Origin of the sequence: Nocardioides sp. NPDC051685, assembly GCF_044453405.1 — a bacterium.
Classification (GTDB): Bacteria; Actinomycetota; Actinomycetes; order Propionibacteriales; family Nocardioidaceae; genus Nocardioides.
The window spans coordinates 68,073-82,263 of sequence record NZ_JBITCR010000015.1 but is presented as its reverse complement, the minus strand read 5'-3'; the positions used below and the strand labels follow the sequence as shown (position 1 = coordinate 82,263).

Here is a 14,191-nt window from a genome sequence, read left to right as displayed (position 1 = left end):
TACGCCAAATCTTGAATGAGTCAAGAAACGGAGGGGGAATCTTTGCTTTCTTTCGTCGCCGCCGGACGGGTCGCGAAGCGACGTGCCATCAGCGGGATCAGGACGGAGATCGCCAGCGGGATGACGAACATCGAGCGCTCGCCGAAGAGCTCGGCGACGGCGGCGATCAGGGATGCGGCGGCGAGGTAGCCGGCGTAGTTGGCGAGGTTGACCCGGGCGATCGCGTCCTCGGCGTTGTCCGGGGAGATGTGGGCGGCGGCGACGAAGGACTGCGGCGGCACCATCGCCAGGCTGCCGCCGAGGATCGCGAAGCCGGCGGTCGCCACGCTCCAGTGCGGGGCGGCGACGATCAGCACCAGGGCACCGACGCCGACGATGCCGCCGGTCCGGATCACCCGCTCGGGACCGAAGCGGGCGACGAGGCGGTCGCCGGGGAGACGTACGACCAGGAGGACCAACTGGTAGGCGGCGTAGATCGCCGGACCTACCGCCGCCACGGCCCCCAGGCCGTCGACGACGTAGATGCCGCCCCAGGCCGAGGCCGCCGAGTCGATGAACCACATCGCGAACGTCGGCACCGCGACCAGGAGGAGGGGCAGCCACGGCAGCGGGGGCTTCGTTCGCTGCGTACTGCTGGCTCGGTGCTCGGCCGCGTCGACCGCCTCCGGCGGCAGCAGGAGCCGGAACGTGGCGGCGTTGGCGGCCAGGCCGATGAGCGCGATGGGGATCATGTCCAGCCCCAGAGGTACGCCGAGGGCGATCGTCACGGTCGCGTAGACGGCGCCGAGGACGGCCGCCGCGCTCCACATCGCGTGGAAGCCGTTCATCAACGGCCGGGCGTACGCGTCCTGGGTCGCCGTGCCCTGCATGTTCATCGAGGCGTCGACGCCACCGAGGAAGAAGCCGTAGACGCCGTTGAGGACCAGCAGGGTCGCCATCGTGGGGGCGAAGGCGGGCGCGACCGCGGCCAGCGAGGCGCCGCCGAGCATCAGCGAGAGGGTCGCCGCACTGCCGATCCTGGTGGCGAGATGACCCGCGACCACACTGCCGACCGCCCCGACCGCGGTGGTGATGCCGAGCACGACGAAGACGTCGCCGGCGCTGAGGTCGAGCTTGGTCGCGATCGACTCGAGTCTGGTGATCAGCGAGGCGAAGGTCAGTCCCTGGATCGCGAAGGCGACGAAGACCGCCGTCCGGGCCAGCTGGAGTCGGGTCATCGGCGCGTCCTTCGCGTTCGGGTTGCGCGAAGTCTGCACCTTCAGGGGGCGTGGCGCATCCGTTTCCGGAGGTCGGGCTTACTCGCCCTGCTTGAGCAGGTTGTCGAGGATCCGCTCGCCGTCCTTGCCGTCGCCCTTGCCCAGGCTGTCGAACTCCTCGCGGAGCTCTCGCATCTCGCGCTTGGCGCTCTCGCCCTTCTCGACGAGGTCGCGGATCTGATCGATCTGGTCCTCCCACTCCTGGGACTGATCCTCGTCGATGACGTTCCAGCTCTCCAGGTTCTCGCGCCAGCGGTCGAGCCTGTCGAGGCGATTGAGGGTCTTGTTGTCCGACGCCTCGGTGTTCTCGTCGGTGGTGTCGTCGGCCGTGTTGTCGGTGTTGCTGTCGGTGCTGTTGGGGCCGTCGGCGCTCTGGGACGGCTGGTCGGCCTCGGCGGGCGCGGGCTCGTAGGCGGCGAGCCAGGAGGCGGCGAAGATGCAGGCGATCACGATCGCCACCGCGCCGAGGAGCCTGCCGGTGGGGAACTTTCGCAGCGACCCCGGGCGCGGCCCGCGGACGGGAGGCGGGGTGTCGGGGCGGCGCAGGACGCCGGTGCGGGAGCCGGGCAGCGCCATCGGCTCGTCGAGCGGCCGCTGCGGCATCGCCTGGGTCAGACGCGGTGCCTGCCCGGCGGAGAGCCGGTCGGTGGCGTCGGGGTCGGCGCCGCTGAGCACGTAGCCGAGCTCGTGCCCGACCTGGTCCATCGACGGCCGCGCGGCCGGGTTCTTGTCGAGCATCCGGGTGACCAGCCGCGCCAGCGGCGGCGGCACCGACCGGAAGTCGGTGATCCGCGGCACCGGTTCACTGAGGTGCATGTGCAGGATCTTGACCGGGTGCGGGGCGGAGTAGGGCACCTTCCCGGTGAGCATCTCGAAGAGCACGCAGCCCAGCGAGTAGACGTCGGCAGGCGGTCCGACGGGGTCGCCGGCAGCCTGCTCGGGCGAGAGGTAGGACGGGCTGCCGATCACGTGCCCGGTCTGGGTCAGCCCGGCGTCGACCCCCGTCATGGCGTACGCGATGCCGAAGTCGAGCACGGTCAGCCGGCCGTCACCGTCGAACATGAGGTTGGCCGGCTTGATGTCGCGGTGCACCACGCCGGCCCGGTGAGCGGCGCCGAGCGCGGCCGAGACCTGGCGGGCGTACTCGACCGCCATCTCGACCGGCATCGCGCCGCGCTGCTGGAGCGGCTCGGCCAGGGTCGGTCCGGGCAGCAGCTCCATGACCAGGAAGACGTCGTTGTCGTCGCTGCCCGCGTCGAAGATCTTGACCACGTCGTCGTGGACAACGCGGGCGGTCGAGAGCGACTCCCGACGGAACCGCTCGGCCATCGTCGAGTCGTCGACGTCGCGCAGCAGCTTCACCGCGACATCACGATCGAGGACGGTGTCACGCGCCCGCCAGACCTCCCCCATGCCACCGGCTCCGAGCAGGTCGAGGAGCTGGTAGCGGCCAGCGATCGGGGGATGCGCGTCCATGGGCGGAAATTATGCCGGGGTCACCCAGGAGTCGAAGAGCGGGATACCCTCCCAGGCTCCCCCGCGCGCGACCGCCACCACCGCGTGCGGCCGGTCGAACCTCAGGTCGATCTGCCGGACCTTCGTCTCGCGCGGCGCGGCGGCTGCGCGGACCATCATCCCGGTCACCGCGGCCGCCTCGAATCCCTCGCGGTCGTAGGACGCGACCGCCTTCTGTACGCAGGCGGCCTCCGACTCCTCCTCGACGGCAGCCATCACGCCGCGGGCGATCTCGGCGACCCCCGGCGCGGCCGAGAGATCGTGGCGATCCTCCGCGGCCCACTCCGGAAGATGGCTGCGCCAGCGGTCGGACGGAGCGCCGCCGAAGACCGACACCTCCTCGACCGTCCAGGCATGGCCGCGCTTCTGGCCGCCGGGATCGAACGTGTGGTTGCGCACCTCGCCCGCGTCGATCCTCCGGACCACCTCCTCGGCGGCGCGCCACACGTCCTCGGCGGCAACCCCGTCCGCGGCGATCACGGAGTAGACCGAGATGCCGTCCTCGCTGGCCGGGCAGGCGACCGCGACCGGGCCGGCCGCCTCGGTCTCCACCACCGCCTGGAACCCGCCCTCGAGCAGCAGCAACCCCTTGCCGTCGTCGTCGAGCGGCTCGCTCCAGCGTGGCGTCACCACCAGCGCCGAGGCGAGCACGATCAGCGTCTGGGCGTCGATCTCGAGCGGGAACTCCTTGATCAGACCGCGGGTGTTCTCCTCGGCCCAGGCATCGAGCCCGGCCTGGCCCGGGAGCGGGTCGAGCACGACCGGCAGCCCCTTCTTGAGCTCGACGCCCGGGCGGAGCCAGCCGGCGACCGCGGCCCCGATCGTGGGGTGCGGCGCCTCCAGCAGCCTGAGCGCGGCGGCCCGTGCGTCGGCGCGGTTGAGCCCGAGGATCTCGTCCGTCTCGGTCGCCGCCACGGGCGCCAGCGAGGCGAGGAGCAGCCACAGGCCGGCGTACGAGATCACCGGGGACTCGGCGGTGCCCAGGGCGGAGCGGGTGGTGGCGGCGTACGTTCGGACCGCCTGGGCGGCAGCGAGGGTCAGTGGCGTCTGCGTTCCCGACTTCTCCATGCCGAAGACATTACGGGGAGAGCCACGACAGGTGACGCAGATCACGATACAGTTGTGTATCGAGCGAGGAGGCACCATGGCCAAGCAGTCCCGCACGGCAGGGCTGGACCCGGAGACCGACTTTCAGGAGATCTCGAGACTTCTGGGGCTCTACGAGTTCCCGTGGGACACGACTCAGTCGCTCAGCTTCGCGCTGTTCCGGACCTATGCGGTGCCCTCGATCGGCCGGCTGCTGGCCGACACGCACCAGTTCACCGAGGACACCCAGAAGCGCTACGACGACACCGCGCTGCTGCTGGAGGACGCGGCGATCGAGGACCTGGACAGCCCCCGCGGCCGGGCCGCGGTGCGACGGATCAACCAGATGCACCGGATGTACGACATCTCAAACGACGACATGCGCTACGTCCTCTCGACGTTCGTGGTGATCCCGCGGCGCTGGAACCAGGACTTCGGCTGGCGGCAGTCGACCCCCGACGAGCAGCTCGCCGCGCTGCGCTACTACCAGGCGCTCGGGAAGCGGATGGGGATCAAGGACATCCCGGCGACCTACGACGAGTTCGAGCAGCTCCTCGACACCTATGAGGCCGAGAACTTCGGCTACGACGAGGGCGGCCGTGCCGTCGCCGACTCGACCCTCGAGCTGCTGACGACCTTCTACCCGCGGCCCTTGGCTCCGGTGATCCGCATCTTCTCGCTGTCGCTGATGGAGCCGCACCTGCTCGAGGCGTTCGGCTACCCCGAGCCCGGGCGGCTCGCCCGGACGCTGTCGCGTGGGGCGCTGAAGGCCCGGGCACGCGTGGTCGCGCTGCTGCCGGCTCGACGGAAGCCGGCGTACGTCCGAGACATGCCGCGCATCAAGAGCTATCCCCACGGGTTCAACACCGAGGAGCTCGGCACCTTCGCGCCGGGTTGCCCGGTGCACCGTACGGCCGAGACCGCTTAGCCCGGTTCTCCCCCGCCCGTCACCACGGCTTTACCGGGCACCGCTTCGCTGTTGTCGATAACCCCCATATCGACAGGAGCACGTCGTCCATGCCTGCCCCCAGCAACACTCCTGATCTCCGTGGCGCCCTTCGAGGCCTCGACCGTCGCCGTTTCCTGACCGTCTCGGCCGCCGCGACCGCGCTGGCCTTCACGACCGGGCTGCCACGTACCGGCGCCTTCGCCGCGCCGGCCGGCTCCCCCGCCGCCATCACCTCGGACCCCTTCACCCTCGCCGTCGCCTCCGGCGACCCGCTGCCCGACTCGGTGCTGCTGTGGACCCGGCTCGCGCCGCTTCCGCTCGAGCCCACCGGCGGGATGCCGGCGGCCCGTTTCGACGTCGGCTGGGAGGTCGCGCGCGACGACGCCTTCACCCGGGTCGTACGCCGCGGAACCGCCGCCGCGCACTCCGAGTTCAACCACTCCGTGCACGCCGAGGTCCGCGGCCTGGACGCGGCGACCGAGTACTTCTACCGGTTCCGGGTCGGCCGGTGGATCAGCCCGGTCGGCCGGACCCGCACCGCCCCCGCGGTGGGCGCCGCGGTATCGTCGCTGACCTTCGCCCTCGCCTCGTGCCAGCGCTACGACCAGGGCTACTACACGGCGTACCAGCATCTTGCCGGTGAGGACGTGGACGCGGTCTTCCACCTGGGCGACTACCTCTACGAGTACGCCGTGAACGCCTCTGCCGGGGCACGCGCCTACACCCAGCCGCTGCCGGCGCACCTCAACCACGAGACCGTCACGCTGGACGACTACCGGGCGCGCTACGGGCTCTACAAGTCCGACCCGGACCAGATCGCCGCGCACCTGGCACACCCGTTCATCGTCACCTGGGACGACCACGAGACCGAGAACAACTACGCCGGCGACACCCCGGAGAACTCGGTGCCGCCCGAGGAGTTCCTGGTGCGCCGTGCCGCCGCCTACCGCGCCTACTGGGAGAACCAGCCGCTGCGTCTTCCGCAGCAGCCGACCGGTCCCGACCTGCGTCTGTACCGGCGGCTGCAGTGGGGCCGGCTGGCCCAGTTCGACATCCTCGACACCCGCCAGTACCGCACCAACCAGGCCAACGGCGACGGCTGGAAGGTCCCGTCGGCCGAGTCCGAGGCGGAGTCGATGACGCTGCCGGGGAACGAGCAGGAGCAGTGGCTGATCGACGGCTGGCGCCGCTCCTCGGCCCTGTGGAACATCGTCCCGCAGCAGGTCACCTTCTCGCGCCGCGACAATCCCTCGGGCGACGGCACCCGCTCGATGGACTCCTGGGACGGCTACCCCGCCTCCCGGCGCCGGATCCTCGAGGGCTGGAAGGCATCCGAACAGTCGAACCTGATGGTGCTGACCGGTGACGTGCACGTCCACTACGGCTTCAACATCCACGACGACTTCGACGACCCGTCCTCACGGGTGCTGGGCACGGAGGTCGTGACGAGCTCCATCACCTCGGGAGGCAACGGCGCCGAGCACCCGGCCAACTGGGCCGCGTACCTCGAGCGCAACCCGCACATGAAGTTCTACAACGGCCTCCGCGGCTACGCGACCGTCTCGCTCGACCGTTCGGGCGCGGAGATCACCTACAAGAACGTCTCCCACGTCACCACTCCCGGCGCTCCGCTCACCGTCGGCGGGCGCTTCTTCACCGAGTCCGGCAGGCCCGGGCTCGTCGAGGCGTAAGGCTTCGGTACGACGGGGAGTTCGGCACCGGTTGCTGGGCAGCTAGCGGTGCCTGACTCCCCGTCGTACCTGCTCGATCGGCACGTAGGTCGACGACGACACCGTCAGCGCGGGTCTGTCGTCTTGGACTCGTGCGGTGAGGGCAGCTTCGAGATCGCGACGCTCAGCAGCACGACCGGGGCGATCATGACCAGCGTGAGCGCGAGCCAGACCCAGCCGCTGCTGAGCGGCCCGTCCTCGTCCGCCTTGAACGCCGTCACCGTGATGCCTATCCCCAACAAGACCCCGACGGCGAGGCCGATGACCACCAACGTGATCGCCCATATCTGAGCCTGCAGACCACGGAGGATGCAGAAGATCCCGAACGCGGCGACCGCGACGCCCATGCAAGCGACGACCAGCCCCGACTGCTCGCCGCTGCTCAGCCGTGTGCCTTCGTCCTCGAAGACCATGCCGATGATCCACACAGAGATGACCAGAGCACCAACGGCATAGAACAGTGCCATCACGGAGCCGATGATCAGGGTCAGTGGCCGCTGCGAAGTTTCCCGAGACACCATCGCTACGCCCCGAGCCCGACGTACTCGATGAACATCCTGATTCCGCCGTTGAACTCGGCGGCGTTCGTCACTGCGTTGATGAGGCGTACGCCCCAGAAGACGACCAACGTGTAGCCGACCCCGAGCGCGATCCCCGAGACGGCGGCGCTGGTCCCAGCCGCCTTCGCACGACTCACGCCGGCGTGACCGAGGACGACCGCGACGGCGATCGGGACGATCGATGCGATCATCAGCAGCCCGAGGACGACCCAGATGACCGGGCGGTCCTCGAACCGGTAGAGCGAGTTGTAATAGCCCTGGCTGACCTTCGGGATGCCGACGATCACCCGCACCAGGGCGACGATCCCCAGCGTTGCCGCTCCGAGCCCCAGCCCCGCCAGCGCTACCCGTCCGCCGCTTTGCGGGCTGCCGGCTGCCGCCTCGTTCGGTTGTGACATCGCGCCCTTCTTCTCTGTCGAGTTGGATCGACTTCGCCCCGAGATGACGGGCGCCGTCGTACGTCGCGACACGCTATCCCAGGTGACGGGTGTCGCCGATGAGATCCACGCGGACATACGAGGGCGAGGCGCCGGATCGCGCGCTTACAAGATTTCTCGGCTATTTGTGTTTGAAACCCGGGATTTGGGGTAGGAGATAGTTACCAATCGCTCCGGACGTCTTGGGGGATCCTTTCGTGAACGTCGAAATCGTGGTGCCGCAGGTGAAGACCGCGGCCAACTCCATCGGGACCGCGGCCGACGCCGTCGCCGGTCTCGATCTCGAAGGCCCCATGGGCAAGGTCGCCTCCGCGCTGCCGGGAAGCACGTCCGCAGGCGCCGCGAACGGCCTCAAGACCGAGTGGAAGAGCGACAAGGACAAGTGGGTCAAGGATGCCCGCGACCACAAGACGACGACAGTCGCCGATGCCGACGCGATCGTGGAGGCCGACACCATCACGGCGCAGCAGGCGCGCTACCGCGAAGCAATGATCGGAAGAGACTGATGGCCGTCACCTACGAGACGCTGCAGACCTGGAAGCCGGAAGACCTCGACGCCGCCGCGGACCAGCTCAACACCGCCCGCAAGAGCTTCCAGGACCAGCAGGACGAGATGGACGCCGGCAAGGTCCCCAGCACCTGGATCGGTGAGGCGGCCACGCGTGCGGAGAACCGTCACCGTCGCCTGATCGCCGACCTCAACGACATGGCCGCACCGCTGTCACAGGTCATCAACGCCCTCGACGAGGCCGCCGCCTCCATCAAGAAGGCCAAGGACAGCGCCAAGCACGCCTACGACGACGCGACCGGGCGCGGCTGGAAGGTCAGCTTCTCCGGCGGCGTGCAGATCACCGACCCGACTCCGGACGAGAAGGATCCGGACAAGGACAAGGGCACCATGCAGCAGCTCGCCCAGACCATCCAGGACGCGCTGACCGACGCGGAATCTGCCGACGCCGATCTGACGGCCGTGCTCAGTCACGCGACCAAGGGCGACTACGACGGTGGCGACGGCACGATCGAGCAGGCCAGCCTCCCGCCCGAGCTGCGCAACCTGCCCGAGTCCGAGCTCATCAACAAGATGCTCAGCGACCCGGGCAAGTACGACGGCTATGTCGACGCGCTGCCTGACGACGTCCAGGCGCGCCTCGGCAAGGAGATCAGCGACCGCCTCGACAGCACGCTGAACGACGACGACTACAAGCTCAGCAAGGAAGAGGCCGACCGCCTCAACGCCATGCTGAGCGCCTACACCGACGACTCGACCGTCGCCAGCGGGCTCTACAAGGACCTCGGGGCCGACGGCACCGTTGCCAGCATGGCGCGGATCGAAGAGTACCTGCGTATGCAGTCGCCAGATTCCGGCTCTCTCAACACACTCGCATCCAACCTCCGAAGCGGCCTCGCATCGGCCTCGAACGACCCCGGTTTCCCGGCCGAGAAGTTCGGTCACGACATCGTGAAGTACGCCGGCCCCTCAGGGGTCTACCTCTCCGATGACGAGCAGGACGCCCTTCGGGATCGCTACCCGAACTGGGGCGGCACCGGCGGCGCCTCGGTTCTCACCTACCTGATGCAGGACCACGGCCTCAACGGCAACCTCGTGCTCGGGGCTGCCGAGGAGCTGGACCGCTTCGAGCAGGCGGACGGCCCGATGAACGCTCAATACTGGTACGGGCACACCGGCCACAGCCCCCTCGACACCGGCAACGACGGTGGCTGGGGCGACGACCCGATGGCGGCCATCATGGGCAACCTCGGCGACCATCCGCAGCAGGGCCTCGAATTCTTCACTGGTGAGCACGGGGCTGAGCGCCAGGACTTCTACTTCGACAAACGCACCTGGCAGGCCGACGGCTACGGCGGCATCTCGGAGCTGGCCGAGGGTATCGGCACCAACCAGGAGCTTCTCAAGGAACACCCGAGGGAGACGACCGACCTCGTGTCGAAGTTCTTCCACGATGTCACCAACAACGAGGGCTTCAACGCAGAAGACGCTAAGGCCGCCTCGCCCCATGTCGCGGAACTGATGAAGTTCTACACGCCGGGTATCGATGCCGCGCTTCACAACAAGGACGAAACGGGTGACCCCGGTTCGGAGCCCTTCTCCCTCGACCACTACGGCAAGATGGACCCGTACCCGAAGTTCTACGCGGGCGACCTGGAGAACATGATGAAGGTCTCCATGAGCACGCAGGACGGGATGACCAGCATCGCTGAGGGTGTCGGCACGTTCCAGCAGACGCAGATCAACAACATCGCCGCCGAGTTGGCACAGAACCCGGACGATCCCGGTCTGCGCACCGAACTGCGCGACGTTCTCGAGCGTGGCGGCCACCTCCAGGGCTTTGCTGAGCACGCCGTTGGCGAGGTCGAGATCGACGGGGCGAAGGACAAGGACGCCCAGCGACAGGCCTTCATCGACCTGACTAGCGAGGTCGCCGGGATGATCCCGCTTCCGGGTGCGGAGCAGGTCGGCGAGCTCGGCAGCAAGGTGATCGACTACGGAGTCGGCCAGGCGATCGACCTCGGCACGGACGCAGCCGGGGAGAAGTTTGCGAACGAGGCTGCCGCGGCGACCTCGAACGCCGAGACCCGCGCTTCCGAGGGGGTCAACCGCGTCGAACTCAACGCGCTCTTCGCACTGGAGCGAGCTGGAGTGATCGACATTCCGCAATCCGACGAGACCTTCATGAAGGACGGGAAGGTCATCAACATGTCCGACGTCCCCGCAGACGACACGGATCGCTACGCTCACGAGGCGATGAACTACCTGAACGAGTACGTGACCAGCGGTGACTTCGAGGGGAGCTACAAGAATGCCTTCTTGTCCTACTACCCGCAGGGCTAAAGGCCGCTTCGCACTCACCCTGTGCTCAGCCCTGCTGTTGATGACAGCGTGCGGCGCTGAGGCGACGCTGCTGGATTCTGACGAACTTCCCGACGTCGAGAAGACAATCAACGACGCCAAGGCAGCACCTGGAGGTGGCTGGTGCGATGAGCTCGCTTATCTGGAGACCAGCATGTTCGATAACGCTGCAGACGGCAAACATGGCGAGCAGTACCAGCTGAAGAATGGCGACCTCGTAGGCGCGGCGGTCTTCGGGCCCGGTGGCCGGTTTGCCGACGCGGCGTCGATGCTCGCGGGAATCGAGGCGGCCGTCACGGAATGCACGGCCGATGCCGCCAAAGGCGACTATGGCGAAGCGACGTCAGAGCCTTTGACCGGCCTACCTGACGGAGCAGTGGGCTTCACTTTCACGAGCTCGTCTTCGAATCCACGAGAGACGGGCAAGACGGCCTACGCGGAGACGACCGACGGGAATCTCCTCTCCGTCGGGGTGACGCACTACGGCGAGGGCGAACCGTCGGTGGACGTCAACGAACTGCTATCCACGGCGCTCAAGCAAGTTGCCGAGATCGACGGGGAAGGCTAACTACACCCCAGAATAGCCAGCGGCGCTGGTACGACGGTTGATCCCGTCGTACCAGCGCCGCTGGCATTTCCGCTGGCGATAAGGACTTGACCTTCGATCACTACTCAGCGCTACTATGTACTGGTAGTCAGCAACACTGAGTAGTGGGAGGAGGCGGCCGATGGGCAAGCAGATGACCGAGATGCTCAAGGGGACGCTGGAGGGGATCGTGCTGGCGTTCCTGACCGGCAACCCGGCATACGGATACGAGATCACGACCTGGCTGCGGAGCCAGGGGTTCACCGAGATCGCCGAGGGCACGGTCTACGCGCTGCTGGTCCGGATCGAGAAGAACGGGCTGGTGGACGTGGAGAAGCGGCCGAGTGAGAAGGGGCCGCCGCGGAAGGTCTACTCGCTCAACACAAACGGCGAGAAGTACCTCGAAGAGTTCTGGACCACCTGGGGGTTCCTGGCCGAACGGCTGGAGAGCCTGCGTACGGAAGGGAAGTAAGGCATGTCTATCCGATCAATGTTCGAGACCGTCGTCGGCGAGCTCGAGCTCAAGAAGCGCTGGCGGCAGCTCAAGGCCCGCAAGCAGCAGCTTCCCGAGAGCCACCGCAAAGCACACGACGCGGTCGAGCGCTACCTGATGTACTCCCCCGGCATCGCCGACGGCACGATCCTGACGGCGATGGCCGAGGACCTCCTCGACCTCTTCGAACAGGGTGCCGCCGACGGCACCCCGGTCAGCGCGATCGTCGGCGACAACCCCGTCGAGTTCGCCGAGGAGTTCGCCCGGAACTACTCCGAGGGCGCCTGGATCAAGAAGGAGCGCGCTCGGCTCACCGACGCCATCGAGGCCATCAACAAGGAGGACGAGTCATGAGCGCGACAGCCGCGATCTCCGTACGAGGACTGGAGAAGTCCTACAAGGACAACCAGGTGTTGCGGGGTGTCGACTTCGAGGTGGCGCGGGGCTCGATCTTCGCGCTGCTCGGGTCCAACGGGGCCGGCAAGACCACAGCCGTACGCATCCTCTCGACGCTCCTGAAACCTGATGCCGGTGCGGCTCTGGTCGAGGGTGCCTCGGTGGTCGAGGAGGCACAGCGGGTGCGGGAGGCGATCTCGTTGACCGGGCAGTTCGCGGCGGTCGACGAGATCCTCACCGGGCGGGAGAACCTGATCCTGGTCGCGAAGCTGCGCCACCTCCCCTCCCCCGGCGACGTGGCCGACGGGCTGCTGAAGCGCTTCGACCTGGTCGAGGCGGGCGCCCGGAAGGTCGCGACGTACTCCGGCGGTATGCGCAGGCGGCTGGACATCGCGATGTCGCTGATCGGCTCGCCGTCGGTGATCTTCCTCGACGAGCCGACGACCGGGCTGGACCCGGAGGCGCGGCTCGAGGTCTGGAGGGTCGTCAAGGAGCTGACCGCGCAGGGCACGACCGTCCTGCTCACCACGCAGTATCTCGAGGAGGCCGAGCAGCTCGCCGACCGGATCGCCATCCTGCACGGCGGCACGATCATCGCCAACGGAACCCTCGCCGAGCTCAAGGCGATGCTGCCGCCGGCGAAGGTCGAGTACGTCGAGAAGCAGCCGTCGTTGGAAGAAATTTTTCTTTCGCTCACTGGCTCCACCCAAGGAGGAAAGGCATGAACAAGCACGCACTCGCCGACGCCGGCACCCTGCTGAGGCGCTCGCTGCGGCACATCACCCGCAGCCCGGACACGATCATCACCACCGCGCTCACCCCGATCGCGATGATGCTGCTCTTCGTCTACGTGCTGGGCGGCGCGATCCGCACCGGCACCGACAACTACGTCAACTACGTGCTCCCCGGGATCATGATCATGGCGATCGCCTCGGGCATCGCGTACACCGCACTTCGGCTCTTCACCGACATGAAGAGCGGGATCTTCGAGCGGTTCCAGTCGATGCCGATCGCCCGCTCGGCGGTGCTGTGGGCGCATGTCGGGACGTCGATGGTGGCCAACATGCTCACCCTGGTGATCATCGTGGGCGTCGCGTTCGTGATGGGCTTCCGCACCTCGGCGGGGCTGGGCGCCTGGCTCGCGGTCGCCGGGATCCTGGCGCTGCTCACCCTGGCGCTGACCTGGCTCGCGGTGATCCCCGGGCTGGCGGCGCAGACCATGGAGGGGGCGACCGGGTTCTCCTACCCGCTGATCTTCCTGCCGTTCATCAGCTCGGCGTTCGCGCCGACGGAGACGATGCCCGGTCCGGTGCGTGCCTTCGCCGAGAACCAGCCGGTGACCTCGATCGTCGACACCATCCAGGCGCTCTTCGCCGAGCAGCCGGTCGGTGACGACATCTGGGTGGCGCTGGCCTGGTGCGTGGGCATCCTAGTGGTCTCGTACGCCTTCGCCATGGCTGCCTACCGGCGCAAGATCAGTTGACCTCTCTCGAGCGCGGCGACGAGCCGATCTACCCCTTGCGGTGGTAGGTCGGCTGTTCGCCGTCCTCGAGCCCTTCCCTCAGGTTGCCCCGGTAGAAGCCCGTCCGCAGCTCGTAGGTGTATTCCTCCAGCTCCGGCATGCCGACCTCGGCGGCGTAGGCGATCTCGGCCTCGGCGTCGTAGGGGACCCGGACCCACTGGATGCCGAACGGCGCCTCCTGCTCGCTGTCCATGACGCCCTCGAGGATGACGTAGACCGGGGTCGGGTCGCTCATGCAGTTGCCGACGCTGCCGGTGTTGAAGACGGTGCGACGGTTGCGGTCGGTCTCGTAGTAGGGGTCGTGGGTGTCCGCGTAGCCGACGATGTCGGGTTCGGGCAGGTCGAAGCCGGTCGCCTCGGTGTTCTGGAACAGGCCGAGGAACTCCTTCTCGTCGTGGTCGAACCTGACCCGTCGGTGGACGGTCTCCTCGGAGGCATGGAAGAGCCGAACCCTCCGGCCACTGATCCAGAAGTCGTGGCTGAACGGGAGCGTCCGCAGCCACTCGGCCTGCTCCCACGCCTGCAGCCGCCACCACATCAGCCCGACCGACTCACGGCCGAAGTCGGGCTCGGGGGCGAGCAGGAAGTCCTCCCAGTTGCCGAGGATGTTGACCTCGCACCGCTCCCGGCAGACCTCGGCGACCTCGCGTCCTCGCGGGCCCTTGCCGACGTAGTCGCCGAGGTTGAAGATCCTGGTGATTCCGCGGGCCTCGATGTCGTCGAGGACTGCTTCGAGGGCGGTGAGATTGCCGTGTACGTCCGAGATCAGCGCGATGCGCTCTGGGGTCATGG

At 67.8% G+C, this 14,191-nt stretch carries 15 protein-coding genes; 9 read left to right on the top strand and 6 right to left on the bottom strand.

Annotated elements, in window-relative coordinates:
- Nucleotides 1-20: 20 nt before the first annotated feature.
- The 3 genes from ACIA03_RS27615 to ACIA03_RS27605 all read right to left on the bottom strand — a co-directional run bounded on the left by ACIA03_RS27615 (nt 21) and on the right by ACIA03_RS27605 (nt 3,839).
- A complete protein-coding gene (locus ACIA03_RS27615; protein ID WP_396988604.1) occupies nt 21-1,217 on the bottom strand; it encodes an MFS transporter in 1,197 nt (398 codons plus the stop codon).
- A 78-nt stretch (nt 1,218-1,295) separates the two neighbouring features.
- Nucleotides 1,296-2,732 (bottom strand): protein kinase, encoded by a 1,437-nt coding sequence (locus tag ACIA03_RS27610; RefSeq protein ID WP_396988602.1) that lies wholly within the window; start codon nt 2,730-2,732, stop codon nt 1,296-1,298.
- 9 nt (nt 2,733-2,741) lie between these two features.
- On the bottom strand, nt 2,742-3,839 hold the full coding sequence (locus ACIA03_RS27605; protein WP_396988600.1) for a hypothetical protein: 1,098 nt from the start codon (nt 3,837-3,839) through the stop codon (nt 2,742-2,744).
- Between the two features lie 76 nt (nt 3,840-3,915).
- On the opposite strand from ACIA03_RS27605, the gene ACIA03_RS27600 reads away from it, so the two are divergent.
- Both ACIA03_RS27600 and ACIA03_RS27595 read left to right on the top strand, forming a co-directional pair.
- Complete coding sequence (locus tag ACIA03_RS27600) at nt 3,916-4,785, top strand: oxygenase MpaB family protein (RefSeq protein ID WP_396988598.1); 870 nt, start codon at nt 3,916-3,918, stop codon at nt 4,783-4,785.
- Between the two features lie 89 nt (nt 4,786-4,874).
- Nucleotides 4,875-6,497 carry an alkaline phosphatase D family protein gene (locus ACIA03_RS27595; RefSeq protein ID WP_396988596.1) on the top strand — a complete coding sequence of 541 codons (1,623 nt, stop codon included), beginning with the start codon at nt 4,875-4,877 and terminating at the stop codon, nt 6,495-6,497.
- Nucleotides 6,498-6,601: 104 nt separating this feature from the next.
- On the opposite strand, the gene ACIA03_RS27590 is transcribed toward ACIA03_RS27595, so the two are convergent.
- Together ACIA03_RS27590 and ACIA03_RS27585 are read right to left on the bottom strand one after the other, a co-directional pair.
- Complete coding sequence (locus ACIA03_RS27590; RefSeq protein ID WP_396988595.1) at nt 6,602-7,003, bottom strand: hypothetical protein; 402 nt, start codon at nt 7,001-7,003, stop codon at nt 6,602-6,604.
- 56 nt (nt 7,004-7,059) lie between these two features.
- A complete protein-coding gene (locus ACIA03_RS27585; RefSeq protein WP_396988593.1) occupies nt 7,060-7,494 on the bottom strand; it encodes a hypothetical protein in 435 nt (144 codons plus the stop codon).
- A 236-nt stretch (nt 7,495-7,730) separates the two neighbouring features.
- Here ACIA03_RS27585 and ACIA03_RS27580 point away from each other — a divergent pair, with 236 nt between their 5' ends.
- The 7 genes from ACIA03_RS27580 (at nt 7,731) to ACIA03_RS27550 (ending at nt 13,360) form a co-directional block, all read left to right on the top strand.
- Nucleotides 7,731-8,039 carry a hypothetical protein gene (locus ACIA03_RS27580; protein ID WP_396988591.1) on the top strand — a complete coding sequence of 103 codons (309 nt, stop codon included), beginning with the start codon at nt 7,731-7,733 and terminating at the stop codon, nt 8,037-8,039.
- Entirely contained in the window at nt 8,039-10,384 is a 2,346-nt protein-coding gene (locus tag ACIA03_RS27575; RefSeq protein WP_396988589.1) for a hypothetical protein, read from the top strand. The genes ACIA03_RS27580 and ACIA03_RS27575 overlap by 1 nt, the downstream gene beginning before the upstream one ends.
- Nucleotides 10,353-10,970 (top strand): hypothetical protein, encoded by a 618-nt coding sequence (locus tag ACIA03_RS27570; RefSeq protein WP_396988587.1) that lies wholly within the window; start codon nt 10,353-10,355, stop codon nt 10,968-10,970. Before ACIA03_RS27575 ends, ACIA03_RS27570 begins: the two co-directional genes overlap by 32 nt.
- A 160-nt stretch (nt 10,971-11,130) precedes the next feature.
- Nucleotides 11,131-11,460, top strand: a complete 330-nt coding sequence (locus ACIA03_RS27565; protein WP_396988585.1) for a PadR family transcriptional regulator — start codon at nt 11,131-11,133, stop codon at nt 11,458-11,460.
- 3 nt (nt 11,461-11,463) lie between these two features.
- Entirely contained in the window at nt 11,464-11,835 is a 372-nt protein-coding gene (locus tag ACIA03_RS27560; protein ID WP_396988583.1) for a DUF1048 domain-containing protein, read from the top strand.
- Nucleotides 11,832-12,602 carry an ABC transporter ATP-binding protein gene (locus ACIA03_RS27555; RefSeq protein ID WP_396988581.1) on the top strand — a complete coding sequence of 257 codons (771 nt, stop codon included), beginning with the start codon at nt 11,832-11,834 and terminating at the stop codon, nt 12,600-12,602. Before ACIA03_RS27560 ends, ACIA03_RS27555 begins: the two co-directional genes overlap by 4 nt.
- The gene (locus ACIA03_RS27550) at nt 12,599-13,360 is read left to right on the top strand and encodes an ABC transporter permease (RefSeq protein WP_396988579.1); all 762 of its coding nucleotides are present in this window, start codon (nt 12,599-12,601) and stop codon (nt 13,358-13,360) included. Before ACIA03_RS27555 ends, ACIA03_RS27550 begins: the two co-directional genes overlap by 4 nt.
- Nucleotides 13,361-13,388: 28 nt before the next feature.
- Here the strand turns inward: ACIA03_RS27550 and ACIA03_RS27545 are convergent, their stop codons facing one another.
- Nucleotides 13,389-14,189 (bottom strand): metallophosphoesterase family protein, encoded by an 801-nt coding sequence (locus tag ACIA03_RS27545; protein ID WP_396988577.1) that lies wholly within the window; start codon nt 14,187-14,189, stop codon nt 13,389-13,391.
- Between the last annotated feature and the right edge of the window lie 2 nt (nt 14,190-14,191).

Excerpts from the sequence above, each read along its gene's own strand:
- ACIA03_RS27550 (WP_396988579.1), top strand. The coding sequence starts at position 12,599 with ATGAACAAGCACGCACTCGCCGACGCCGGCACCCTGCTGAGGCGCTCG.
- ACIA03_RS27600 (WP_396988598.1), top strand. The coding sequence starts at position 3,916 with ATGGCCAAGCAGTCCCGCACGGCAGGGCTGGACCCGGAGACCGACTTT.
- ACIA03_RS27555 (WP_396988581.1), top strand. The coding sequence starts at position 11,832 with ATGAGCGCGACAGCCGCGATCTCCGTACGAGGACTGGAGAAGTCCTAC.
- ACIA03_RS27575 (WP_396988589.1), top strand. The coding sequence starts at position 8,039 with ATGGCCGTCACCTACGAGACGCTGCAGACCTGGAAGCCGGAAGACCTC.
- ACIA03_RS27595 (WP_396988596.1), top strand. The coding sequence starts at position 4,875 with ATGCCTGCCCCCAGCAACACTCCTGATCTCCGTGGCGCCCTTCGAGGC.
- ACIA03_RS27545 (WP_396988577.1), bottom strand. The coding sequence starts at position 14,189 with ATGACCCCAGAGCGCATCGCGCTGATCTCGGACGTACACGGCAATCTC.
- ACIA03_RS27570 (WP_396988587.1), top strand. The coding sequence starts at position 10,353 with ATGCCTTCTTGTCCTACTACCCGCAGGGCTAAAGGCCGCTTCGCACTC.
- ACIA03_RS27585 (WP_396988593.1), bottom strand. The coding sequence starts at position 7,494 with ATGTCACAACCGAACGAGGCGGCAGCCGGCAGCCCGCAAAGCGGCGGA.
- ACIA03_RS27565 (WP_396988585.1), top strand. The coding sequence starts at position 11,131 with ATGGGCAAGCAGATGACCGAGATGCTCAAGGGGACGCTGGAGGGGATC.
- ACIA03_RS27615 (WP_396988604.1), bottom strand. The coding sequence starts at position 1,217 with ATGACCCGACTCCAGCTGGCCCGGACGGCGGTCTTCGTCGCCTTCGCG.
- ACIA03_RS27590 (WP_396988595.1), bottom strand. The coding sequence starts at position 7,003 with ATGGCACTGTTCTATGCCGTTGGTGCTCTGGTCATCTCTGTGTGGATC.
- ACIA03_RS27605 (WP_396988600.1), bottom strand. The coding sequence starts at position 3,839 with ATGGAGAAGTCGGGAACGCAGACGCCACTGACCCTCGCTGCCGCCCAG.
- ACIA03_RS27610 (WP_396988602.1), bottom strand. The coding sequence starts at position 2,732 with ATGGACGCGCATCCCCCGATCGCTGGCCGCTACCAGCTCCTCGACCTG.
- ACIA03_RS27560 (WP_396988583.1), top strand. The coding sequence starts at position 11,464 with ATGTCTATCCGATCAATGTTCGAGACCGTCGTCGGCGAGCTCGAGCTC.